This window comes from Luteimicrobium xylanilyticum (assembly GCF_009429125.1).
Lineage (GTDB): Bacteria > Actinomycetota > Actinomycetes > Actinomycetales > Cellulomonadaceae > Luteimicrobium > Luteimicrobium xylanilyticum.
Window position 1 is genome coordinate 3113397 of record NZ_CP045529.1, and the last position, 19476, is coordinate 3132872.

Sequence of the window (19476 nt, forward strand, 5' to 3'; positions counted from 1 at the left end):
GTACGTGAGCGGGAGGCGCGTCAGGTGCCACCCGGCGCGAAGTTCACCCCGAGGTTCAGCGAGCTCCCGTTCCCACCGCAGCGGCCGCGGCGACGTCGCCCCCGACGACCGCGTCGATGAGCTGCTTCGCCCACGCGAGCACCTCGACGCCGTGCAACGGCTTGCCCCCGATGCGGGCCGTCGTCGGGAACGGGACGAGGATCGTCCGCACCGCGGGCTTGAGGATCGCGCCCGGGTAGAGACGCTTGAGCCGCAGGGTCGCGGACTCCGGGAGCTCGACGGGTGCGAACCGCACGAACTTGCCCTGCGCGGTGACGTCGGTGAGCCCGGCGCGGCGGGCGTCGTTGCGGAACGCGGCGACGTCGAACAGCGCGGACGCGACCTCGGGCAGCGCGCCGTACCGGTCGACGAGCTCGGCGCGGATCTCGGCCAGCGCGGCGTCGTCCTGGGCGCCGGCGATCTTCTTGTACGCCTCGAGGCGGAGGCGCTCGTGGGCGATGTACTCGACGGGCAGGTGTGCGTCGACGGGCAGCTCGACCGTGACCTCAGCGACGTCGGCCGATCCGTCTCCGCCGCCCTCGCCGCGGAACGACGCCACGGCCTCCCCGACCATCCGCACGTACAGGTCGAAGCCGACACCCTCGATGTGGCCCGACTGCTCACCGCCGAGCAGGTTGCCGGCGCCGCGGATCTCGAGGTCCTTCATCGCCACCTGCATGCCGGCGCCGAGGTCGGTGTGCGCGGCGATGGTCGCGAGGCGGTCGTGCGCGGTCTCGGTGAGCGGCCGCTCCGGCGGGTACAGGAAGTACGAGTACGCGCGCTCACGGCCGCGGCCGACGCGCCCGCGGAGCTGGTGGAGCTGGGACAGGCCGAGCTGGTCGGCCCGCTCGAGGATGAGGGTGTTGGCGTTGGAGATGTCGAGGCCGGTCTCGATGATCGTCGTGCAGACGAGGACGTCGAGCTCCTTCTCCCAGAACGCCCTGATCACCCGGTCGAGCTGGCCCTCGCTCATCTTCCCGTGCGCGACGTCGACCCTCGCCTCCGGGACGAGCTCGCGGATGCGCGCGGCCGCCCGGTCGATCGACTCGACCCGGTTGTGGACGTAGAAGACCTGGCCCTCGCGCAGCAGCTCGCGGCGGACGGCCGCGGTGATCTGCTTGTCGTCGTATGCACCCACGTACGTGAGGACGGGGTGCCGCTCCTCGGGCGGCGTCGCGAGCGTCGACATCTCACGGATGCCGGTCACGGCCATCTCGAGCGTGCGCGGGATCGGGGTCGCGGACATCGCGAGGACGTCGACGTTCGTGCGCAGCGCCTTGAGCGTCTCCTTGTGCTCGACGCCGAACCGCTGCTCCTCGTCGATGACGACGAGCCCGAGGTCCTTGAACCGGACGTTGCCGGTGATGAGGCGGTGCGTGCCGATCACGACGTCGACCGACCCGTCCGCGAGGCCCGCGATCGTCTCGTTCGACTCCTTCTCCGTCTGGAACCGCGACAGCGCACGGACCGTCACCGGGAACTGTGCGTACCGCTCGGAGAAGGTCTCGAAGTGCTGCTGGACGAGCAGCGTCGTCGGGACGAGGACCGCGACCTGCTTGCCGTCCTGGACCGCCTTGAACGCCGCCCGGATCGCGATCTCCGTCTTGCCGTAGCCGACGTCGCCGCACACCAGCCGGTCCATGGGGACCGACTTCTCCATGTCGGCCTTGACCTCGTCGATCGTGGAGAGCTGGTCGGGCGTCTCGATGTACGCGAAGGCGTCCTCGAGCTCGCGCTGCCACGGGGTGTCCGGGCCGAACGCGTGCCCCTCCGTCGCCATGCGCGCCGAGTACAGACGGATCAGCTCGCTCGCGATCTCCTTGACGTGCTTGCGGGCGCGGCTCTTGGTCTTCGCCCAGTCGGAGCCGCCCATCTTGGACAGCGACGGCGACTCGCCGCCCACGTACTTGGTGACCTGGTCGAGCTGGTCCATCGGGACGAACAGCCGGTCCCCCGGCTGGCCGCGCTTCGAGCTCGCGTACTCGAGCACCAGGTACTCGCGCGTCGCCGCGTTCGCGCCCGTCCCCAGCGTGCGCTGCACCATCTCGACGAACCGTCCGACCCCGTGCTGCTCGTGCACCACGAAGTCGCCCGCGCGCAGCTGCAGGGGGTCGACGACGTTGCGCCGCCGGCTCGGCATCCGGCGCATGTCCTTGGTGCCCGCCCCGGCACGGCCCGTGAGGTCCGACTCGCTGAAGACCGCGAGCCTGAGCTCGGGCATCACGAAGCCCGGGACGCCGGGGGCGACCGTCACGAGGACGATGCCCGGCTCCGGCCCCTCGGCGGCCTCGGCCGCGCTCAGCGACGGGACCAGCCGGGCCGCGGTGTCCGACGCGCGGAGCTGCTCCGTCATGCGCTGGGCGGGGCCGTGGCCCTCCGTGGTCAGGACCAGCCGCCACTCGGCGTGCTGGAGGCCGCGGACGTCGTCGACGGCGCGCTCCACGTCCCCCGCGTAGCGCTCGACGTCGCGCGCCGGGATCGTCAGGGTCTCCACGCCGTCCTCGGAGCCGTCGGTGAGCTCCGCCAGGTCGTCGGTCCCGAGGCCGAACGACGAGAACGTCCACCAGCCGAGCCCGCGGCGGGCCGACTCGTCGCGGGCGTCCGCCAGGGTCAGGAACGACGCCGCCGACAGGTCGAGCGGCGTGTTCCCGCCGCCCGCCGCGCCCGTCCACGCCGCGGCCAGGAACTCCTCGGTGGTCGCCACCAGGTCGTGCGCACGACGGCGCACCCGCTCGGGCTCGACCGCGACCAGGAGCGCGTCGTCGGGCACGAGCGACAGCACCGGGACCATCCGGTCCACCAGGACCGGGGTGAGCGACTCCATTCCCTCGACGGCGATGCCGTTGGCGATCCGCTCGAGCATGTCGACGGCGCCGGGAAGCTGCTCCTGCAGCCCGAGCGCCCGCGCGCGGACCTCGGGGGTGAGGAGGAGCTCGCGGCACGGCGGCGCCCACACGCCGCGCTCGGCGACCTCGAGGCTGCGCTGGTCGGCGACCGAGAACCAGCGGATCTCCTCGACCTCGTCGCCCCACAGCTCGACGCGCAGCGGGTGGTCCTCGGTCGGCGGGAAGACGTCGAGGATGCCGCCGCGGACCGCGAACTCGCCGCGCCGCTCGACCATGTCCACGCGCGCGTACGCGGCGTCGGACAGGCGCTGGGCGACGTCCTCGAGGTCGACCTGGTCGCCCGTGTGCAGCTCGACCGGGGCGAGCTCGCCGAGCCCCTCCACGACCGGCTGGAGGAGGGCGCGGACCGGGACCACCAGCACCCGGATCGGGCCGGTGTGGCTCGTGCCAGACGACGCGAGCCCGCTGCCCGGGATTGCGGCGCCGGCGTCGTCGGTCGGGTTCGAATCGGTGGCCGACGGGTGCGCGAGGCGGCGGAACACCGCGAGGCGCCGGGCCACCGTGTCCGCGCGGGGCGACAGGCGCTCGTGCGGCAGCGTCTCCCAGCTCGGGAGGACGGCGACCGCGTCATGGTCCTCGTCGGGGAGGTAGGCGCGGACCGCCGTCGCGAGCTCGTCGCCCTCGCGACCGGTCGCGGTCACCACGACCAGCGGGCGCTTGGCGCTCGCCGCCGCCAGCAGCGCCGGGCGGGCACCCACGGACGCCACGACGTCCAGCTCGCCCCGAGAGCGCGCGCGCTCGACGACGGACGCAGCGGTCGGATCGGCGAGGACGGCGGGCAGGAGTCCGGTGAGGTTCATGCGGTTCCTTGGAAGGTCAGGCCAGGGCGCAGGAGGAGGTCCGGGCAAGCACGAGCGGCCCGATCCTGGTGACTCACGACGTCGAAGGACGTGTGTGGGTCGCGGATCGGGCTGGGAACGGGACAAGCCTACGCGGGGGCACCGACACCTCAGGGCGTGGAGGCGTCCGCCAAGACCCGCTCGAAGTAGCGACGACGGGCATCCGGGTCAGGAACGTCCTCATCGAGGACGGAGACCTCGAACTCCTCCGCGTCGCCGCGACGTCCATAACGCCGGGATCGCGCCCGATCGCGCACGCCGCCAAGCGCGCTCTCGTACCACGTCGGCGCCGTCCCGGAATAGAGGCTGCCGCCGAGATGCGGATCGCCGGGCAGGCCTGGGAACGGGATGCGTGCGTCGCGACTCGTCACAAGACGCACCCAGGCGTCGCCGCCCGGTCCGTCGCTTCCCCACGGTGCCGGGATCTCGAGCCCCAGGACGCCCTGGACTCGCCGCAGCACCGCCGTCGCGAGCAGATGGGTTCGCGACGCACGGGTCCGCGCGTCGAGCGCGACCCACGAAAAGCCGTCCTGGCGGGTCGCGTACAGGATGTCGGCCAACCACATCAGCTTGTGGGCGCCATCGAGCCCTGCGTGGACGAGCAGGTGATGGACGGTGTCCACAGGATCGAGAACACGCGCTTGCACGCCGTTGCCCACCCCGCGCGGCACCGTCCGGTCGAGCATTTCGACAGCGTCGATCGAGAACTGCCTTCGCGCACCTGACGCGACAACGACGTTCCAGTGCAGGTCGACCGCGGTGCCTGTCGGACCTCGCAACGCCAGTTCCGCTCGTGCGCTCCGCTCCAGGGCGACCCAGTTGCGATCGACGAGCGTGAACCCGGCCTGCAGGAGGATCTCGAGCGCGTCCTGCGCCCGCCGCGGGTCGGCCAGAATGTCCAGGTCCTGGAACTGACGCATGTCGGGCGCGGGCCAGACCGTCTGCGCTAGCGCCGGGCCCTTCAGGACGCACCAGCCAACACCCGCATCGTCGAGCGCCGCAGCCGCGAGCTTGAGATCGTGCAGAACCCGGAGATGGTGCACGAGCTGAATCTGGCGTGCCGAGGCAATCGCCGCGCGCCAGGGCAGCTCGAGATCGGGAACACGGCTGGCAACCCTGTGTATCGCTGGAAGTACACGGTGGTGGGAACCCGCCCCCACCACGTCCACAGGTGGGCACGTGGTCGTAGCGCTGACCGTGGCCCGATCGCTCCGGTCGAGCGCAGCGTCGACGAGCAACCTCGCGAGAGGCCGCAGCACATCGACGCGATTCCGGACCACAGGCGCTCCTCCTCGTCACGGCACGACCTCGCTGAGAGTAGCCGCCCAGAAGCCTTCCAAACCCCCGCGACCCGCGCTTTCACCCCCTGGCCGCGGCACCGGAGGCAGCGTGGATGGCACGATGTCCCCGTGGGCCTCGTGCCCCTCTCGGACGATCACCAGGAGGCGTGACGTGACCGGAAGCGCGCGCGTCGATCTGCTCGATCTCGCCCTTGAGGCGAAGTCCGGCAAGAAGTCCATGGGGCGGCTCGGGCGCCTCGTGCGGTCGAGCGTCCGGCTCGTGTGGCGTGCGAACCCACGACTCCTCTGCGTCCTCGTCGGCGTGCAGCTGGTGTCGGCACTTGCCGCAGCCGGGCAGGTTCTCGTCGTCGAACGACTGCTGTCCGGCATCATCGCGCTCGGCGACGACGGCGGGTCGTTCCGCGACGTGGCGACCCCGGTGATCGCATTCGCCGCGCTCACAGCACTGACCGCCGTCACCGGTTCGGTCGGCGCCAGCATCACGCGGTACCTCGGTGAGGCGGTGTCGAAGCTGACCTGGCGCGACGTGCTCGCCGTGTCGACGGGGGTCTCGCTACGGCACTTCGAGTCCGCGGACTTCTACGACCGGGTGCAACGCGTCCAGATGAACGCAGTCACCCGCCCGTATCAGGTGACCCAGGCGCTGCTCGGCGCGGTCTCCGGCGTCGCGACGAGCATCGGCGTCGGGATCGTGCTGCTCGGCATCCACCCTCTCCTGCTCCCGCTGCTCCTGGTGAGTGGCGTGCCGCTCGTCCTCACGAACCGCAAGGAGAGCCGGCTCGAGTTCGCGTTCAACGTGGACCAGACGCACGTCGTGCGTGAACGCAGCTACCTGAGCTTCATCCTGACGGGCCGCGACCAGGCCAAGGAGATCCGTGCGTTCGACCTCGGCGACTCGCTCACCCGCCGGTTCGACGAACGCTATGCCGGCTACCTGACAGACCTCGGCCGGCACCTACGTCGCCGGTTCGCGTTCAACGTGACGGGCAACGTCCTCTCCGCGGTGCTCCTCGCGGGGACGGTACTCGTCCTGACGGCTCTGATCGCCGACGGCCAGGTCAACGTCGCCCAGGCCGGCGCGGCGATCGTGGCCATCCGGATGCTCCAAAGCCAGATCCAGACCGTCCTCGGCTCGGTCCAGTCGATCTTCGAAGCCGGTCTCTTTCTCGACGACGTCGACCGCTTCCTGCTCCTCGGCCGCCAGAGTGTGGCCGAGGAGAGCGGTGCCACCGCCCCTCGCGCGTTCCAGAGGCTCGACGTGACAGACCTCCGCTTCAGCTACCCAGGGAGCGAGCGACCCGCGCTGGACGGTGTCACCTTCACGGTGCGACGAGGCGAGGTGATCGCTCTCGTTGGCGAGAACGGATCGGGCAAGACGACCCTGGCCAAGATCGTGGCCGGCCTGTACGACCCGGGGTCCGGCGTCGTGGCCTGGGACGGCGCCCCGACGACGAAGCTGGACCGCTCGAGCGTGCGACGCAACGTCGCCCTGATCTTCCAGGACTTCGTCCGTTTCGCGTTCTCGGCCGAGGACAACATCGCCGTCGGGCGCGGCGGCAAGGTCGTCGAACCGGAGGTCCGGCGAGCGGCAGTGCAGGCCGGAGCAGACGGGTTCATCGAACGACTCCCCCAGGGCTACGACACCATGCTCTCGCGCCTCTTCCGCGGCGGCGAAGACCTCTCCGGGGGTCAGTGGCAACGCATGGCGTTGGCCCGGGCGTTCTACCGTGACGCTCCGCTCGTGATCCTCGACGAGCCAACTTCGGCCCTTGACCCCCGCGCCGAGCACGCACTGTTCGACTCGCTCCGTTCCGTCCTGGACGGACGCACCGCGCTGTTCGTCTCCCACCGCTTCTCGACCGTGCGTTCCGCCGACCGGATCCTTGTCCTCGAAGCCGGCCGACTCGTCGAACAGGGCAGCCACGACGAACTCATGGCGCTCGACGGGCGCTACGCCGAGCTGTTCCGGCTGCAGGCGGCCGCCTACAACGACGCCCCCGCCGCCTGAGCCGCCGCGTCCCGAACGGCGTCCGCGATGTCGTCACGGAACGGTGGTCCCCAAGGCACATGCGCGCGAAACACCGGAACCGACCGGACGAGCTCACCGGCCTGCTCGAACATCATCCGGAGCACGCCCGGGTCCCGCCAACCCATGAGACGCGGGAAGCTCATCAGCGCGACGAGCGCGTGCTGCGGCGGCAGTCGCTCCATCTCGAGCCGGTCGGACCGGTTGGGCCACGGGATGAAGATCCCGGCGAGCGGGACATCGTCCCCACCCGCGCCGTCGAACCGGACGACCTCGCGGGAGTCCGCGCTCCGCCGGGCACCGCTCGCGACGCCCCTCAGACGGTCCTCGAAGAGCTCGGTCCCTGGCCGAAGACGCAACTCCGTTGCCCCTGGGGGGATCCAGGCGCCACCGTCGAGCCGGACCGGCACGACGTCGTCCGAGACGACCCGGGCGCCGGCCGCCGCCACGAGCCCGGCCAACGTCGACTTACCCATCCCCGAATGACCGGTGAACGCGACCGCCTGACCGTCGAGCTCGACGGCGCTCGCGTGCAGGACGAGGCTCCCGCGCAGGTACAGCAGGAGCGCCGCCAACGTCCCGACGACCATGATCGAGGCCATGCCGTCGTCGACACCGGCCACCAGGTGCATCGTGACGTCGCGAAGATCCGTGGAGATCTCGAAGTCGCACAGCGTGTAGACCCGGAAGACGAGCGACCCGTCGCCTCGCCGGACGAGCGAGTACCAGTGATCGTCACCCTGCGCGAAGTCGAGCATGAGCTCGCCGTCCGGCGTGTCGTCTTGCCGCGCACGGGTACCCGCGAGCGTCACGGTCACGTCCGCGGGCACGCCGTCGGCCGGACGGGACTGAAAGAGCGGGAAGTTGGTCTCGAACGTCAGCCCGTACAGGTGCTGCCGATCGCGCGCCGCCGCCGTCATGAACGTCCTCCGAGTACGTGGAACTGCCGGACCCCGTCCGGGTCCAGGCTCACCCCGTCGAGCTCGAGCCACGCGTGGGCCGCGACGATTCCGTTGGCCTTGCGGACACCGATCCGCACGGCGTGGTCCCGACGGCGCAGCACGAAGCCCCCCAGCATGGCACGCCGCAGGCACGTCCCGTTGAAGGGACGACGGCGCAGGATCCGCCAGGCGACGTCGAGCCGCTCGCGTTCACGCTCGTCGAGGGCGAGCCCGTCGACGTCGACGACCGTCGAGGGCGCGGCGTCGAGCGCGACCCGGACACGGAGCAGACGCGCCAGCCGTGGCAGCGTCGTCAGGCGAAGGCCCAGCTCGACCGTCGTCGCGACGATGACGAGCTGTACCGCATCGACCTTCTGACGCGCCGGAAGCCGTGCGGCCGTCGCAAGCCGTCGGACCGCGGTTCCCGCGCTCACGGGAAGGTCGTCCCGTCCGCCAACGGCGTTGTGATGCCCTCCGACGCGGCCCACGCAAGCTGGATCAGATAGTCGCTGCCGGGGCCCGGACGGTCGGACAGCCACTCCCGGCGGAGCGCCTCCGCGTCGACCCACTCCGGATCGAAGCAGTCCCCGGTCCAGGAACGGGCGAACTCCTTCTCGAGCTCACCCCAGCGCGCGCCGTTGAACGACGCCTTCGTCTGTCGAGCCAGGATCGCATCCGGCAGCAGGTCACCGAACAGCATGCGGAACACGTGCGTCCGGCCCTCGTAGCCCCAGAACCCGCCGGAACGAGCCAGCGCGGCGTGGAACTCGGGGTGGGCGAACGGGGTCAGTGGCTCGAGGCCGTACTCGCGGATTCCCTCCTCGTGGTTGTGCAGGATGACGCTCTGCACGCGCGGGTCGAACGTGCGGAGGGTCGCGCGCGCCCACGACAGTGGGCTACGGGCGAGCTCACCGACCGCCTGGCTGTACGCGGACTGCGCCGCTCCTCGCAGCCAGTGCCGGCTCGCCAGGCTGCCGACGCGTCTCACGTACCGGCGCCGCGGTTCGAAGGTCGCCGCAGCGAGCCGCAGCTCGTGCCACGACGGGACCCGGCGGTCGTGCAGGACGTTGCGCAACATTGTGATGCGGTGGGCCGTGAGTACGTGGTCGCCGCCCTCTCCGGTGACTACCACGCCGTCGTCGAGCTGCCGATACGCGACGTCGCGCAGCTGCAGGGCGGACGGCCACACCGCCCCGCGCCGCCCCATCGCCCGTCGTGCCGGCTCGCCGAGCAGCTCCTGCTCGCCGCGGACCTCGATCACGAGGTGGTCTCGGAGCCCTAGGTGATCGATGACGAGCTCCTGCCAGGCGGTCTCATCGGCCTCAAGCACTCCAGGGTGCCGCAGCGTCACGGGCATGGGGTCGTCGTCGCCTCTGCGTCGGGCGCAGGAGGTAGCGAGTGCGAGGAGCGACGACGAGTCGCGGCCTCCCGAGAACATCACATAGGTACGGCGACCCTCCGTCGCACGATCGAGAAGACGTTCAAGGACGGCGCGGGGCGTACCGATCTCTCCGCGCGACGCCACCCGTCTAGCACCACGTCCCACCGCTACTCCTGCCATGGATTCGGCGGGTGTCAGACGCGCGAAAGCCACGGCCGAAGACTCGGCACCGTCCATCTTCACGCGATTTACGCCTTCCGTAGAAGATGGCGAGACGGCCAGGACGTTGCCGTCCTGGCCGTCTCAGATGCAGCACTCAGCGGCTGCCAGTCGGCCAGCTGTGCCAGGTCCAGGTGTCGTCCTGGTCCCTGACCGTGATCTCTCCACCGAGAGTGAGGTCGCGGAGTGAGCCGACCTTGGTGATCTTCGGGGCCTCGTACATTGAGTTCCCCTTCCTGCTAGTGCCGTGCGGACAGGGAGAGCGTCCCAGCGCCGCGAGCCGCCCGTCAATGTGTGGCAGGGCGCTTGACGGCAAGTTCACCCCGGGCTTCACCCCCGCGGGTTCGCAGGTCCGCCTGCGGGCCTGGAAAGATCACGCGCTAGGACCACACACGGCCCGCAGACGTCCCGGGGAGCCACCATGAAAATCCACTCCGACCGCATCGCCTGGCAGGAGATCGACGGCGAGCTCGTCCTGCTGGACCTCGTCAGCTCGAGCTACCTCACGACGAACCAGACTGGCGCCTTCCTTGCGAAGCTCCTTCAGGAGGAGCACACACGCGACGAGCTGGCGTCGGCGCTCGTAGCCGAGTACGAGATCGACGAAGCTCAGGCCGGCGCCGACACGGATTCCTTCTTGTCCGCGCTCAGCGAGCTCGACCTGCTCGAGTCTTGATCGCGAAGCGGCTCCCGTCGTCTTCATCCTGTCGGGCGCTCTCCGCGAGCCCTGCGGTCGCCGGCACGCACGCACTGCCACCACGCCCCGTCCCCGACCTCACGGCGGCGGTCATGCCACGGCTCCTGCGCCGCGGTTGGGTCGCTGCCGCCGCCATCGCGGCGGTGTGCACCGTCATCGGCTGGCTGCGTCTCACCACGGTGTCCCGTGGCACGTTCTGGGCCGAGGACGGGAACCTGTTCCTTCAGGGCGCCGTAGGCACCGACGGCGCCCATGCCCTGCCGTGGGACCCCTACCAGGGTTACCTCCACGTGGTCCCGCGCCTGCTGCTCGCGCTGAGCACGGCAGCCGTGCCTCCGGCCGGCTGGGCGTATGCGGTGACGGCATGCTGCGTCCTGATCACCGGGCTGGTCGCGGGGATCGTCTACGTCTGTGCCACGAGCATGCTGCCCTCGCAAGTACCTCGCATCGTCCTGGCAGCGGTCACCGTGCTGACGCCCGTGACCGCGATCGAGGTCCTCGGGAACGCGGCGAACGTCCACACGTACTTCCTGTGGCTGACGCCGTGGCTGCTTCTCGCTCGTCCAACGACGCTCGGACGCGGGCTCCTGCTCGCGGTGCCCATGCTTCTCGGCGCGCTCACGGAGATCCAGACGGCGCTCTTCTTCCCGCTCGTCCTTGTGCGGTGGCGGGATCCTCGGACCCTTCCCGTGAAGCTTGCGCTCCTCGTCGGCATCGGTGCGCAGCTCGTGGCGACCGCACTTCACCCGCGTTCCGGTGGTGCCGCCGTCGACGTGCCGTCGGCCGTGGAGCGCTACCTCTCGGACGCGCTGCTGACGCCCTGGCTCGGGACCGGGCGCGCGATACCGGTGCTCGTGGGCTACCTCGGATTCAAGGTCACCGTGCTCGCGGTGGTCCCCGTGATCGCCGCGCTCGTGATCGTGCTACGGAAGGGCACCGGAGACCAGAAGATCGCGACCGTCGCGCTCGTCGCCGCGGGAGCCGTGAGCTGGTCGGCGGCGATGGTGACCAACGGCACCGCCGAGCTCTCGTCTCTCGACCCGGCCGGGCTCTCTCCCGCGACCCGGCACGCAGCCGCACCGTCACTCCTTCTCCTCGGTGCCCTTGTCATCGCCGGCACCGTCGCCGTCCAGGAAGGTCGCAGACGGTCGCGCCTCCTTGTCGGTGCGGCGGGTGCGGTCCTGGCCGGTGCGGCCGTCCTCTCGTTCGTCCCCGCGCAGCAGCTTCGATCCCCGGGTCCCGCGTGGGGCCCTGGCATCGAGGAGGCCGTCGAGCGGTGCAGCCTGCTCCCGCCAGGAAGCGACGTCACGATCCCGATCGCCCCGCAGACACCGTCACCGTGGAGCGCGCGCGTGCCATGCCACGCGGTGATCGGATAGGGCGGCGTCAGCGGTCCTTCGGCCAGCACTCTCGAAGGAGCACCTGGTCCGGCCGGAAGGTCCCCCCAGCCCAGCCCACGTCGGGAACGGCGTCGCCCGCGACGATCCGTTGCCATGCGGCGGCGATCTGCGCGCTCGACATGGCCGCACCGGCCCGCCAGTGCCACGCGACGTCGGACGAATCACCGGTCGCCGCGATGGCCTGCGCCCCCTGCCTGAACTTCCGCGCGACCTGGGCCTCGCCGCGGTAGGGGACGTGGACGACGACGAGCCCGTGGCTGTGCGCACCGGCACGGTTCACCCCGTGGTTGCCGGGGCCGACAAGGACGAGCGGGTGCGCACGGAACGCCACCTTCGGGGCGAACGATGAAGCAGTCTCGACAGCGAACGTCGCGTCCTCGCGGAGCCGCGCGCCACCGTCCACGTGCGGGACGGCGTTGAGGACCCGGGCGCTCACGACGGCGTCCGGGCTGGACCGAAGGAAATCGGCGAGCCTGGTCCCCTCTGCGAACCAGATCTCGTCCGCGTCGAACGGGACGACCCACGAGGCGCCGTGCCGCCACGCCAGGTGCGCGAGCGCCGTGATCTTCTCCATCTGGAAGTGGCCCGTCGCCCGGTCATCGACGACGACGATCCTGGGATCCTCACGGGCCAGGGCGTCTAGGATCTCGCGGGTCCCGTCCACCGACCCGTGGTCGCTGACGACGACGCGGTCCACGCCCTGACGCAGGAGATGCCGTACGACGACGGCTACGACGTCCGCCTCGTCCCGCACGGTGCCCACCGCCCAGATCTCTGCGCGTCCCGGGGCGCCGCCGACGCGTCCACGCACGGTCAACGCTCGCGACACACGCAGCTGGCGCGTCAACGAACGATCCCGCCGGACGAGGTAGGCGCTGACCCATTCACGCAGCTGGCGCACGTCCAGCACGTCCGAGAGCACGGTCCGGATCCTGCTCATCTGAATAGATCCTTCCCTGCCGACAGGACTCCCCTGGCGTACCGCCGGTAGCTGCCATCCAGCGTCGCCCGTGCCGCGAAGGCGAGGCGCCCGACGCCGGATACCCCCGCCCGTCCGGCGAGGAACCTGTCGAGCCTCGCGAGCTCGTCCACGCCCGGGTGTGCGTCCTGAGCGCGCCCCGCCACGGTGAGCCGGTCGGCCAGGAGCCCGACGCGTCGACGTTCGAGGTCACGTTCCCGCGCGCCATCATGCGGCGGCGTGCTCCCCGTCGCCTGCTCACCGAGCGCGGGCATCAGTGACATCTGGGTGACCTGCGCCGCGTGCTGGCGATACCGGACCAGAGGCTCCGGGTCGAGCATCACCTGTCCGACGACGCTTGCGAGCGCAGCGATCCAGCCGTCGTGGAGGAAGAGGTGGTCGGGGCCGTCGAGCGCATCGGGAAGGGGCAGGGCGACCGAAAGCACGGACGCTCTGAATGCCATGGTGGCGCCCGTCAGCGTCTGTCCAGCGAGCAGGCGCCGGTTGAGCCGCCCACTCTCGATCTCGTCGCGGCTCGCCGGCGTGAGCCTCACCGCATCCCAGAGATGCCGCCCGAGGTCTTCGCCATCACCGTCGACGAGCTCCGCGTTAGATGCCCACAACGTCACCTCCGGGCGGGCGAACGCCGCCGCGACGTGTCGGAGCTTGTCATGCCTCCAGAGGTCGTCCTGGTCGCTCAGGACGAGCACGTCGCCGGTCGCGGCGCGCAGCGCGCGATCCATGTTGCGCCTAAGGCCGAGATTGCGGCTCGCCTCGAGGATGGTGGCGGGCAAGCCCGCAGACCGTGTCAGGTCCCGGACGATGTCGGGGGTGCCGTCCGTCGACCCGTCGTCGGCGACGATCAGCTCTTCCGGCGGCCGGTCCTGGTCGAGGATCGACGTGAGCTGCTGCGTGACGTACCGCGCGCCCTGGAACGTCGTCATGACCACACTGATCTTCACTGCGGCCCCGACTACTTTCGGATTCCCGTGGCGCGAGCGAGCCACCGTCTGAACCAGGTGAAGCGCTCCCGCGGCGGCACGGTGAGGACCAGGAGTGCGAGCTGCTCCGACCGCGTCAGGTCGGACGCGGCGAGGCCGTAGAGAAGATGCTCGAGGTTGTGGCCCAGACGCTGCTCTCTCGGAAAGACGCCGCCGAGGCGCATCGCCGCCGTCATCGAGAGCACCGGACCCACGAGAGGTGACGTGGTCGTCGCAGAGGTCGGGTGGATCCGGTAGTAGAGCAGGCGTGCGGGCGTCCTCGGGATCGACCCGCCGTTGATGCGCGCGACGTTGGCGGCGAGCACATGGTCGTCGAGCGCACGGGCGTGCACGGCACAGCCACCCGCGGCGATCGCCGTCTCACGGTCGAAGAGGAAGCTCGTGGTGACCGCGGCCGCACCCTCCATGAACCGTTCGACGGTGACGTGCTCGACGGGGATGTCCAGCTCCGCCGGATCGAGCTCCTCCGTCCACAGCGACGACGCGGCGCCGTCCTCGAGCCACCGGTCCACCCAGCTCGCTCGGCCGTCGGCGAGGTGGACCAGCTCCGCGCGGTCGGACTCCAGCGCGAACGTCTGCTCGCTCGTAGCGGATGCGAGCGAACTCTGCTCGACGGCGAGCCGTACGAGCGCAGAGACCCGTGAGGCGTGCCAGAGGTCGTCCTGGTCGAGGAACGCCACCCAGCGGCCTCGTGCGAGCGCGAGGCCACGGTTGCGCGCGACGGCCGCCCCGAGGTTCCTTTGCTCGACGACGCGGTGCACCGCCGGGTGCCGACGGGCAAGGTTCGCCGACTCGTCCGAGGAACCGTCGTCCACGACGATTACCTCGATGTCGACGTAATCCTGGGCGGCGAGGGAGTCGAGCGTCGCCGGGAGGAAGCGGGCACCGTTGTACGTCGGCACGATGATCGTCACGGCGCCCGCGTGCTCGGGTTCGGCCTGGCTCACGATCAGCTCCTGTAGATCGACTCGTACTGCTGGACGACGCTCGAGAGCGCGAACTCCTCGGCCCGGGCGAGACCGGCAACACGGAGCCGTGGCCGCTCCCGGTCGTCGCCGAGAAGCGCAGCGAGAGCCGCTCCCACCGTGGGGAGGTCGGCGAGGACTCCGGCCCGTCCCTCGTCCGTCACGTAGCGGGCGCCGGGGTTCGGCGTCGCGACGACCGGCACGCCGCTGGCCATGGCCTCGATGTACGGGATGCCGAAGCCTTCGTAGTCGGAGGGCAGGCAAAACACCCACGCCTGCCGGTACGCGTCCGCGAGCTCGGAATCCGAGACCTCGCCGAGCACCCGCACGCCGTCGCCTGGATCAACGGGCGCGTCGCGGGTGACCATCCACAGCTCCGCGTCAGGCAACGCAGGGCGCACGACGTCCCGGAACTGCGCCGCCAGCTCAGCTCCCCGTTTGCGCCCACCCCACGTGCCGACGAACAGGACGACCGGGTGATCTGCTCGAGCGCCGTCGGCGGGAGTAAAGCGCGTCAGGTCGACGCCGTTGGGGACGACGTCGTGGACCCACGGGTACCAGCGCCGGGTGGCCGGCGAGACGACGACCGTCCGGTCGGCGACGACGCTCGCGAGCACCTCCGAAAGCCCGAGGAGGACCATGCGGGCCTTCTCCCTGACGCCCTTGATCGTGCGGGCCTCCTCGAAGCACGAGCCGTGCAGCGTGCGCACATGCCGTGGCACTCGACGACGCCACATCCAGTAGTCGTCCCCGTGCGCGTGGATCACGTCGTAGCTCGAGAAGTCGATGCGACGCAGCGCGAGCGCGAACCGGAACGTCCGCGCCGAGCCGGTCATCTCGATGTGCCGGTGTCGGTATGTCGCGCCGTCGACGGGCGGGCAGTCGCTGAAGACGTCGACGTGGTGGCCGCGGCGCGTCAGCTCGGTCGCGAGCGCGTGGACCTGGTAGCCGATGCCCATCTTCGAGCCGCTCGGCAGGTAGTACGAGATCATCGCGATCTTCAGGGGTCGCTCCCCCCAGTCAGCCATGGAGACCGTCCCGGAGCGCCTCGAGCCAACGATGCCCGAACCGGAGATCGGGTTCGAGGTGGTTGCCCTCGGCCCACTCGTTCCACGACTTGACCCACAGGAGACGCTCGTCGACCGGCCTCGAGGCGAGGCTCTCAGCCGCTTGGCGGACGTTCGACTCGAACGACTCCGGGCTCGCACCTTGCAGCACGACGCCGCCCCGGCTCGACCGAGGCGTGTTGTCCCAGTTCGGGTACACGCACGGCTGGATGTGTGGACCGGTGAGGTTCTGCGACGTCCAGTCTGTGGTGTACGGGTAGATCTCGGGCCCCCCGCGCAGCTTGCGGTAGGCCCGCATCCGGTACATCGCCGATGGCGACGTGTCGGCCGGCATCCGCATGTAGACGCCGGCATCGAAACCGTCCTCCTCGACACGGTCGTACCGCGCCCCCCGGCCCAGGAGGTCGCTCATCTCTGCGACGAGATACAACCCCTCGAGTCCGGCTTCACGGGCCCACCGCTGCCACAGGTCGACGAACGCCGCGGCGTCGGGAAGCTCCTCGGGGCGGAACACGTAGAAGACCGGACGGCCGCCCACCCGGAGGTACCGCTCGTCCCTGAACGCGGGCAGGACGGCGTCGAAGTGGGCACGGTAGTCGTCGACGCCCGGGTAGTGCTGCTGGACGAGCACGCGGTCGGCGTCCCCGTGCCAGATGCCGCTCCAGGTTTGGTTGGCCCACGCGAGGCAGAACGAGATCCCTGGCTTGCCCGACGCGAGTACCTCCTGGAACGGGCGCTCCAATATCCGCCGGCCGTCCCCGAACCAGTAGTGCCAGTACGCGAATGCCTCGACGCCGTACTCCTGCGCGAGCTCCGCCTGCGCCGCGCGGGACTCCGGGAGGCGCAGGTCGTAGAAGCCGAGATCGGCCGGGAGGTCCGGCTGGCGATGGCCGGGAAAGAGGCGACGCGCACGGGCGACGTTCGTCCACTCCGTGAAGCCCGCACCCCACCACGCGTCGTTCTCGGGGATCGGGTGGAACTGAGGCAGGTAGAACGCGATCGCCCGCGCCGCGTCGTTGTTCACCCCTGCTGCTTCATGCCTCACGCGCACCAAAGATACGGGGTCCGGGATGCCCTCAGACCGCACCGGCGAGAGTTCACCCGGGTCACACGAATCGCTTCGCGTAGCCCAGCCGATAGGTGAGCTCGTGACTGCGTTCACGAACGAACCTCGCAGGGTTTCCCGCGACCATCGCGTACGGCGCGACGTCCTTCGTCACCACTGCGCCAGCGGCGACGACGGCGCCCTCGCCGATGGTCACGCCTGGGAGCACGATGGCGTAACTGGCGATCCACGCGTGGTCGCCCACACGGACCGGAGCACCAACCTCGGCGAAGTCGGGCGAGTCGACGGCGTGCTGGCGGGTATAGATCGTCACGTGACTCCCGAGATTGACGCTGTCACCGATCGTCAGACCAGAGCGGCCGTCCAGGAAGCAGGTGTCGCCGATCGTGCAGTACTCCCCGACGACGATCCGCTCCGGCGCGTAGAACTCCGCGCGCCAGTGGATGCTCGAGGTGACCGGCAATGCCATCCCTGCCCTGCGATAGAACCAGTTGCGGATGGCATGGGACGGCACATGCCCCAGATCGGAGAGAAGCCGCAGGCGCAGATCGGCCCACATCTCGCGCCGCCAGCGCACGGCCGAGACGACAGGTGCGGGAGCGAGGGATTTCACCTCGTCGCGAAGGGTCATGAAGACTGCTCCTCGGGCGCGTGACAAGCGATGATCGTGACCATACCGCCGCACGACCCACTCCCGAGGTCGAACGGCTTGGACGGAGGACTCTCGTGACGAGACGCGTCGGCGCATACGTACTGCCTGGCGACGCGACCTGGCTCGATCGAACGCTCCCCGCCTACTACGACCTTCTCGACGAGCTCGTCGTGCCCGTACCCGTCGACGGACGCGGATGGACCGGCGCGCCGATCGAAGTCGAACGGTGCCTGGAGATCGTTCGAGCAACAGACACGCGAGGGATCCTGCGCACCGTCGACGGCCAGTGGACACGCCCCGATGACCCGCTCGCGGCGGACACGGCCCAGCGGCAGGCCGCCGTCGACGCGCTCTCGGACTCCGTGGACTGGATCCTCCAAGTAGACAACGACGAGTTCCTTCCGGACCCGACCGTCCTCCGGTCCGCGATGGAGCGTGCCGAAGCCCTCGGGGTCGTCGGCGTGGAGCTGCCCATGCGCGTCGTGTTCCGGCGCACGCGGAGACACACTTTCGAGATCGCCTGTGCGGACGGAAGCCCGCACCACGAGTATCCGGGCCCGCTCGTCGTGCGTGCAGGTTCGCGGCTCGTCGACGCACGGCGGGCCGACGGATCGTTCCTGCGCCTCGTCGTGGCTGGCGGCGACCGGTCATTGCAGGTGAACCGGCCGGCCGGCCCGGGCGAGACGCGGGAGGAGACGCTCAGGCCCGAACAAGCTGTCGTCCACAACTCCTGGGGTCGATCGAGCGAGGACATCCGGCGCAAGGTGCGCTCGTGGGGGCATGCCAACGACACAAAGCAGAGCCGCTACTTCTGGACCGTGTGGTGGCCCTCGCCGCTGATCTGGTGGGCGCTGCGCGACTTTCACCCCTTCGCGCGTGGCCTCTGGCCGCGTCTGGTCCGACGGAGTACCGATGTCTGAGCCGTCGCCCGGCGGTCGCAGCCTCGTCGTCGTCCTCTCCTTCGAAGGACGCGACGACACCCTGCGCTGCGTGACCTCGCTGCTGGAGCATGCGGCCGATCACGCCGTGCTGGTCGTCGACAACGGGTCGCACGACGGAACGCTGGCGGAGCTGGACGAGCGATACCCGCAGGTCGAAAAGCACCAGACAGGCCGTAACCTCGGGTTCGCGGGCGGCATGAACGCTGGAGTCTCGTGGGGCCTCTCGCGCGGCTATGCCACCATCACCGTCCTCAACAACGACACGGTGGTCGAGGCCGGGGCACTTGACCGGCTCGTGGCCGCGGCAACGGAAGCACCGACCGCTGTGAGCCCGCGGATCGTCTATCTCACAGACCCCACCCGCGAATGGTTCGCCGGGGCTGTGCTGGATTCGAAAGACGGACTCCCACGACACACCGCACCGGCCGAGTCCGCACGCCTGGCCGCCAGCGCGGCAACATCGGGAGGGCGCTACCCGGTGGAGCTCCTCGCAGGATGCTGCATCACGGCGACCGCAGAGACCTGGCGCCTGGTCGGGGGCTTCGACGAACGCTATTTTCTGAACTTCGAGGACTCCGACTGGTCGCTGCGCGCCCGAGTCGCCGGGGTGTCTTTGCTAGTCGAACCACGAGCCACAGTGGCACACCGCGTGTCGGGGTCGTTCGTAGGTGAGTACTCGTATCTCGGGACCTACTACTACACACGCAACCTGCTGCTGTTCGCTCGGTCCTGGCGTGGCCACGGCCCACGGGGCGGAGCCATGCTTTGGCGGCGGATTCTCCGTCCCCTGCCCTCGCAACTTCGGAGGACCGGTGTCCGCGAGGCGACGCGCCGGACGATGATGTCGGCGGCCGGTGTTGTCGCACATCTAGTACGTCGCTACGGCCGCGCGCCCGCTTCACTGGAGCGGTGCGCTGCCCGCTGGGCCCGGTCCAGCTAGAACGTGTCTTCTCCATCGCCACGGTCCGGCGACGGGTTGGCAAATGGGATCGAACCCACCGTTTTCATCCCGTGGTTTCACCCGACCGACCTCCCGTCACGTTGGGAGGCCCTGGGATGATCGCTCCGAGCGGCGGC

17 protein-coding genes are annotated in these 19476 nt (G+C 70.1%); 5 read left to right on the plus strand and 12 right to left on the minus strand.

All coding sequences use genetic code 11. The features are described 5' to 3' along the window. Positions 1 to 55: 55 nt before the first annotated feature. Together mfd and KDY119_RS13800 are read right to left on the minus strand one after the other, a co-directional pair. Positions 56 to 3745 carry a transcription-repair coupling factor gene (gene mfd, locus KDY119_RS13795; protein ID WP_153022441.1) on the minus strand — a complete coding sequence of 1230 codons (3690 nt, stop codon included), beginning with the start codon at positions 3743 to 3745 and terminating at the stop codon, positions 56 to 58. A gap of 149 nt (positions 3746 to 3894) precedes the next feature. Further along, positions 3895 to 5064, minus strand: coding sequence for a nucleotidyltransferase family protein (locus KDY119_RS13800; RefSeq protein WP_083890613.1), 1170 nt, complete (start codon positions 5062 to 5064; stop codon positions 3895 to 3897). 172 nt (positions 5065 to 5236) lie between these two features. On the opposite strand from KDY119_RS13800, the gene KDY119_RS13805 reads away from it, so the two are divergent. Further along, positions 5237 to 7093: an ABC transporter ATP-binding protein gene (locus KDY119_RS13805; protein ID WP_051136229.1), complete on the plus strand. Its 1857-nt coding sequence runs from the start codon at positions 5237 to 5239 to the stop codon at positions 7091 to 7093. On the opposite strand, the gene KDY119_RS13810 is transcribed toward KDY119_RS13805, so the two are convergent. From KDY119_RS13810 to KDY119_RS19445, 4 genes are all read right to left on the minus strand, one after another. Continuing rightward, entirely contained in the window at positions 7069 to 8031 is a 963-nt protein-coding gene (locus KDY119_RS13810) for a phosphoenolpyruvate carboxykinase (ATP) (protein ID WP_051136230.1), read from the minus strand. The two genes, KDY119_RS13805 and KDY119_RS13810, sit on opposite strands and share 25 nt — an antisense overlap. Next, complete coding sequence (locus KDY119_RS13815; protein ID WP_051136231.1) at positions 8028 to 8486, minus strand: lasso peptide biosynthesis B2 protein; 459 nt, start codon at positions 8484 to 8486, stop codon at positions 8028 to 8030. Before KDY119_RS13815 ends, KDY119_RS13810 begins: the two co-directional genes overlap by 4 nt. After that, positions 8483 to 9670 carry an asparagine synthase-related protein gene (locus KDY119_RS13820; RefSeq protein WP_322619649.1) on the minus strand — a complete coding sequence of 396 codons (1188 nt, stop codon included), beginning with the start codon at positions 9668 to 9670 and terminating at the stop codon, positions 8483 to 8485. Before KDY119_RS13820 ends, KDY119_RS13815 begins: the two co-directional genes overlap by 4 nt. A 79-nt stretch (positions 9671 to 9749) precedes the next feature. Beyond that, on the minus strand, positions 9750 to 9875 hold the full coding sequence (locus tag KDY119_RS19445) for a lasso RiPP family leader peptide-containing protein (protein WP_148284012.1): 126 nt from the start codon (positions 9873 to 9875) through the stop codon (positions 9750 to 9752). A gap of 198 nt (positions 9876 to 10073) precedes the next feature. Between KDY119_RS19445 and KDY119_RS13830 the strand changes: the two genes are divergently transcribed. Both KDY119_RS13830 and KDY119_RS13835 read left to right on the plus strand, forming a co-directional pair. Further along, on the plus strand, positions 10074 to 10328 hold the full coding sequence (locus tag KDY119_RS13830) for a PqqD family protein (RefSeq protein ID WP_036947019.1): 255 nt from the start codon (positions 10074 to 10076) through the stop codon (positions 10326 to 10328). Positions 10329 to 10441: 113 nt separating this feature from the next. Continuing rightward, the gene (locus KDY119_RS13835) at positions 10442 to 11728 is read left to right on the plus strand and encodes a hypothetical protein (protein WP_051136233.1); all 1287 of its coding nucleotides are present in this window, start codon (positions 10442 to 10444) and stop codon (positions 11726 to 11728) included. A gap of 7 nt (positions 11729 to 11735) precedes the next feature. Here the strand turns inward: KDY119_RS13835 and KDY119_RS13840 are convergent, their stop codons facing one another. From KDY119_RS13840 to KDY119_RS18915, 6 genes are all read right to left on the minus strand, one after another. Beyond that, positions 11736 to 12689: a glycosyltransferase family 2 protein gene (locus KDY119_RS13840; RefSeq protein WP_083890616.1), complete on the minus strand. Its 954-nt coding sequence runs from the start codon at positions 12687 to 12689 to the stop codon at positions 11736 to 11738. Continuing rightward, positions 12686 to 13651: a glycosyltransferase gene (locus KDY119_RS13845; RefSeq protein ID WP_153022442.1), complete on the minus strand. Its 966-nt coding sequence runs from the start codon at positions 13649 to 13651 to the stop codon at positions 12686 to 12688. Before KDY119_RS13845 ends, KDY119_RS13840 begins: the two co-directional genes overlap by 4 nt. A gap of 29 nt (positions 13652 to 13680) precedes the next feature. Next, positions 13681 to 14655, minus strand: coding sequence for a glycosyltransferase family A protein (locus KDY119_RS13850; protein ID WP_051136235.1), 975 nt, complete (start codon positions 14653 to 14655; stop codon positions 13681 to 13683). A gap of 2 nt (positions 14656 to 14657) precedes the next feature. After that, positions 14658 to 15701: a glycosyltransferase family 4 protein gene (locus KDY119_RS19155; protein WP_036947025.1), complete on the minus strand. Its 1044-nt coding sequence runs from the start codon at positions 15699 to 15701 to the stop codon at positions 14658 to 14660. Continuing rightward, entirely contained in the window at positions 15694 to 16764 is a 1071-nt protein-coding gene (locus KDY119_RS13860; protein ID WP_036947028.1) for a glycosyltransferase WbsX family protein, read from the minus strand. The genes KDY119_RS19155 and KDY119_RS13860 overlap by 8 nt, the downstream gene beginning before the upstream one ends. A gap of 82 nt (positions 16765 to 16846) precedes the next feature. Beyond that, positions 16847 to 17554: an acyltransferase gene (locus tag KDY119_RS18915; RefSeq protein ID WP_407657406.1), complete on the minus strand. Its 708-nt coding sequence runs from the start codon at positions 17552 to 17554 to the stop codon at positions 16847 to 16849. 266 nt (positions 17555 to 17820) lie between these two features. Here KDY119_RS18915 and KDY119_RS18920 point away from each other — a divergent pair, with 266 nt between their 5' ends. Continuing rightward, positions 17821 to 18378 carry a hypothetical protein gene (locus KDY119_RS18920; RefSeq protein WP_194174235.1) on the plus strand — a complete coding sequence of 186 codons (558 nt, stop codon included), beginning with the start codon at positions 17821 to 17823 and terminating at the stop codon, positions 18376 to 18378. Further along, a complete protein-coding gene (locus KDY119_RS13870) occupies positions 18371 to 19339 on the plus strand; it encodes a glycosyltransferase family 2 protein (protein WP_051136237.1) in 969 nt (322 codons plus the stop codon). The genes KDY119_RS18920 and KDY119_RS13870 overlap by 8 nt, the downstream gene beginning before the upstream one ends. Positions 19340 to 19476: the final 137 nt, after the last annotated feature.

Coding starts and splice junctions, on each gene's coding strand:
- KDY119_RS13845 (WP_153022442.1), bottom strand. CDS start 13,651: ATGACGACGTTCCAGGGCGCGCGGTACGTCACGCAGCAGCTCACGTCG.
- KDY119_RS13810 (WP_051136230.1), bottom strand. CDS start 8,031: ATGACGGCGGCGGCGCGCGATCGGCAGCACCTGTACGGGCTGACGTTC.
- mfd (WP_153022441.1), bottom strand. CDS start 3,745: ATGAACCTCACCGGACTCCTGCCCGCCGTCCTCGCCGATCCGACCGCT.
- KDY119_RS13840 (WP_083890616.1), bottom strand. CDS start 12,689: ATGAGCAGGATCCGGACCGTGCTCTCGGACGTGCTGGACGTGCGCCAG.
- KDY119_RS13835 (WP_051136233.1), top strand. CDS start 10,442: ATGCCACGGCTCCTGCGCCGCGGTTGGGTCGCTGCCGCCGCCATCGCG.
- KDY119_RS13820 (WP_322619649.1), bottom strand. CDS start 9,670: ATGGACGGTGCCGAGTCTTCGGCCGTGGCTTTCGCGCGTCTGACACCC.
- KDY119_RS19155 (WP_036947025.1), bottom strand. CDS start 15,701: ATGGCTGACTGGGGGGAGCGACCCCTGAAGATCGCGATGATCTCGTAC.
- KDY119_RS19445 (WP_148284012.1), bottom strand. CDS start 9,875: ATGTACGAGGCCCCGAAGATCACCAAGGTCGGCTCACTCCGCGACCTC.
- KDY119_RS18915 (WP_407657406.1), bottom strand. CDS start 17,554: ATGCGCCGACGCGTCTCGTCACGAGAGTCCTCCGTCCAAGCCGTTCGA.
- KDY119_RS13830 (WP_036947019.1), top strand. CDS start 10,074: ATGAAAATCCACTCCGACCGCATCGCCTGGCAGGAGATCGACGGCGAG.
- KDY119_RS13870 (WP_051136237.1), top strand. CDS start 18,371: ATGTCTGAGCCGTCGCCCGGCGGTCGCAGCCTCGTCGTCGTCCTCTCC.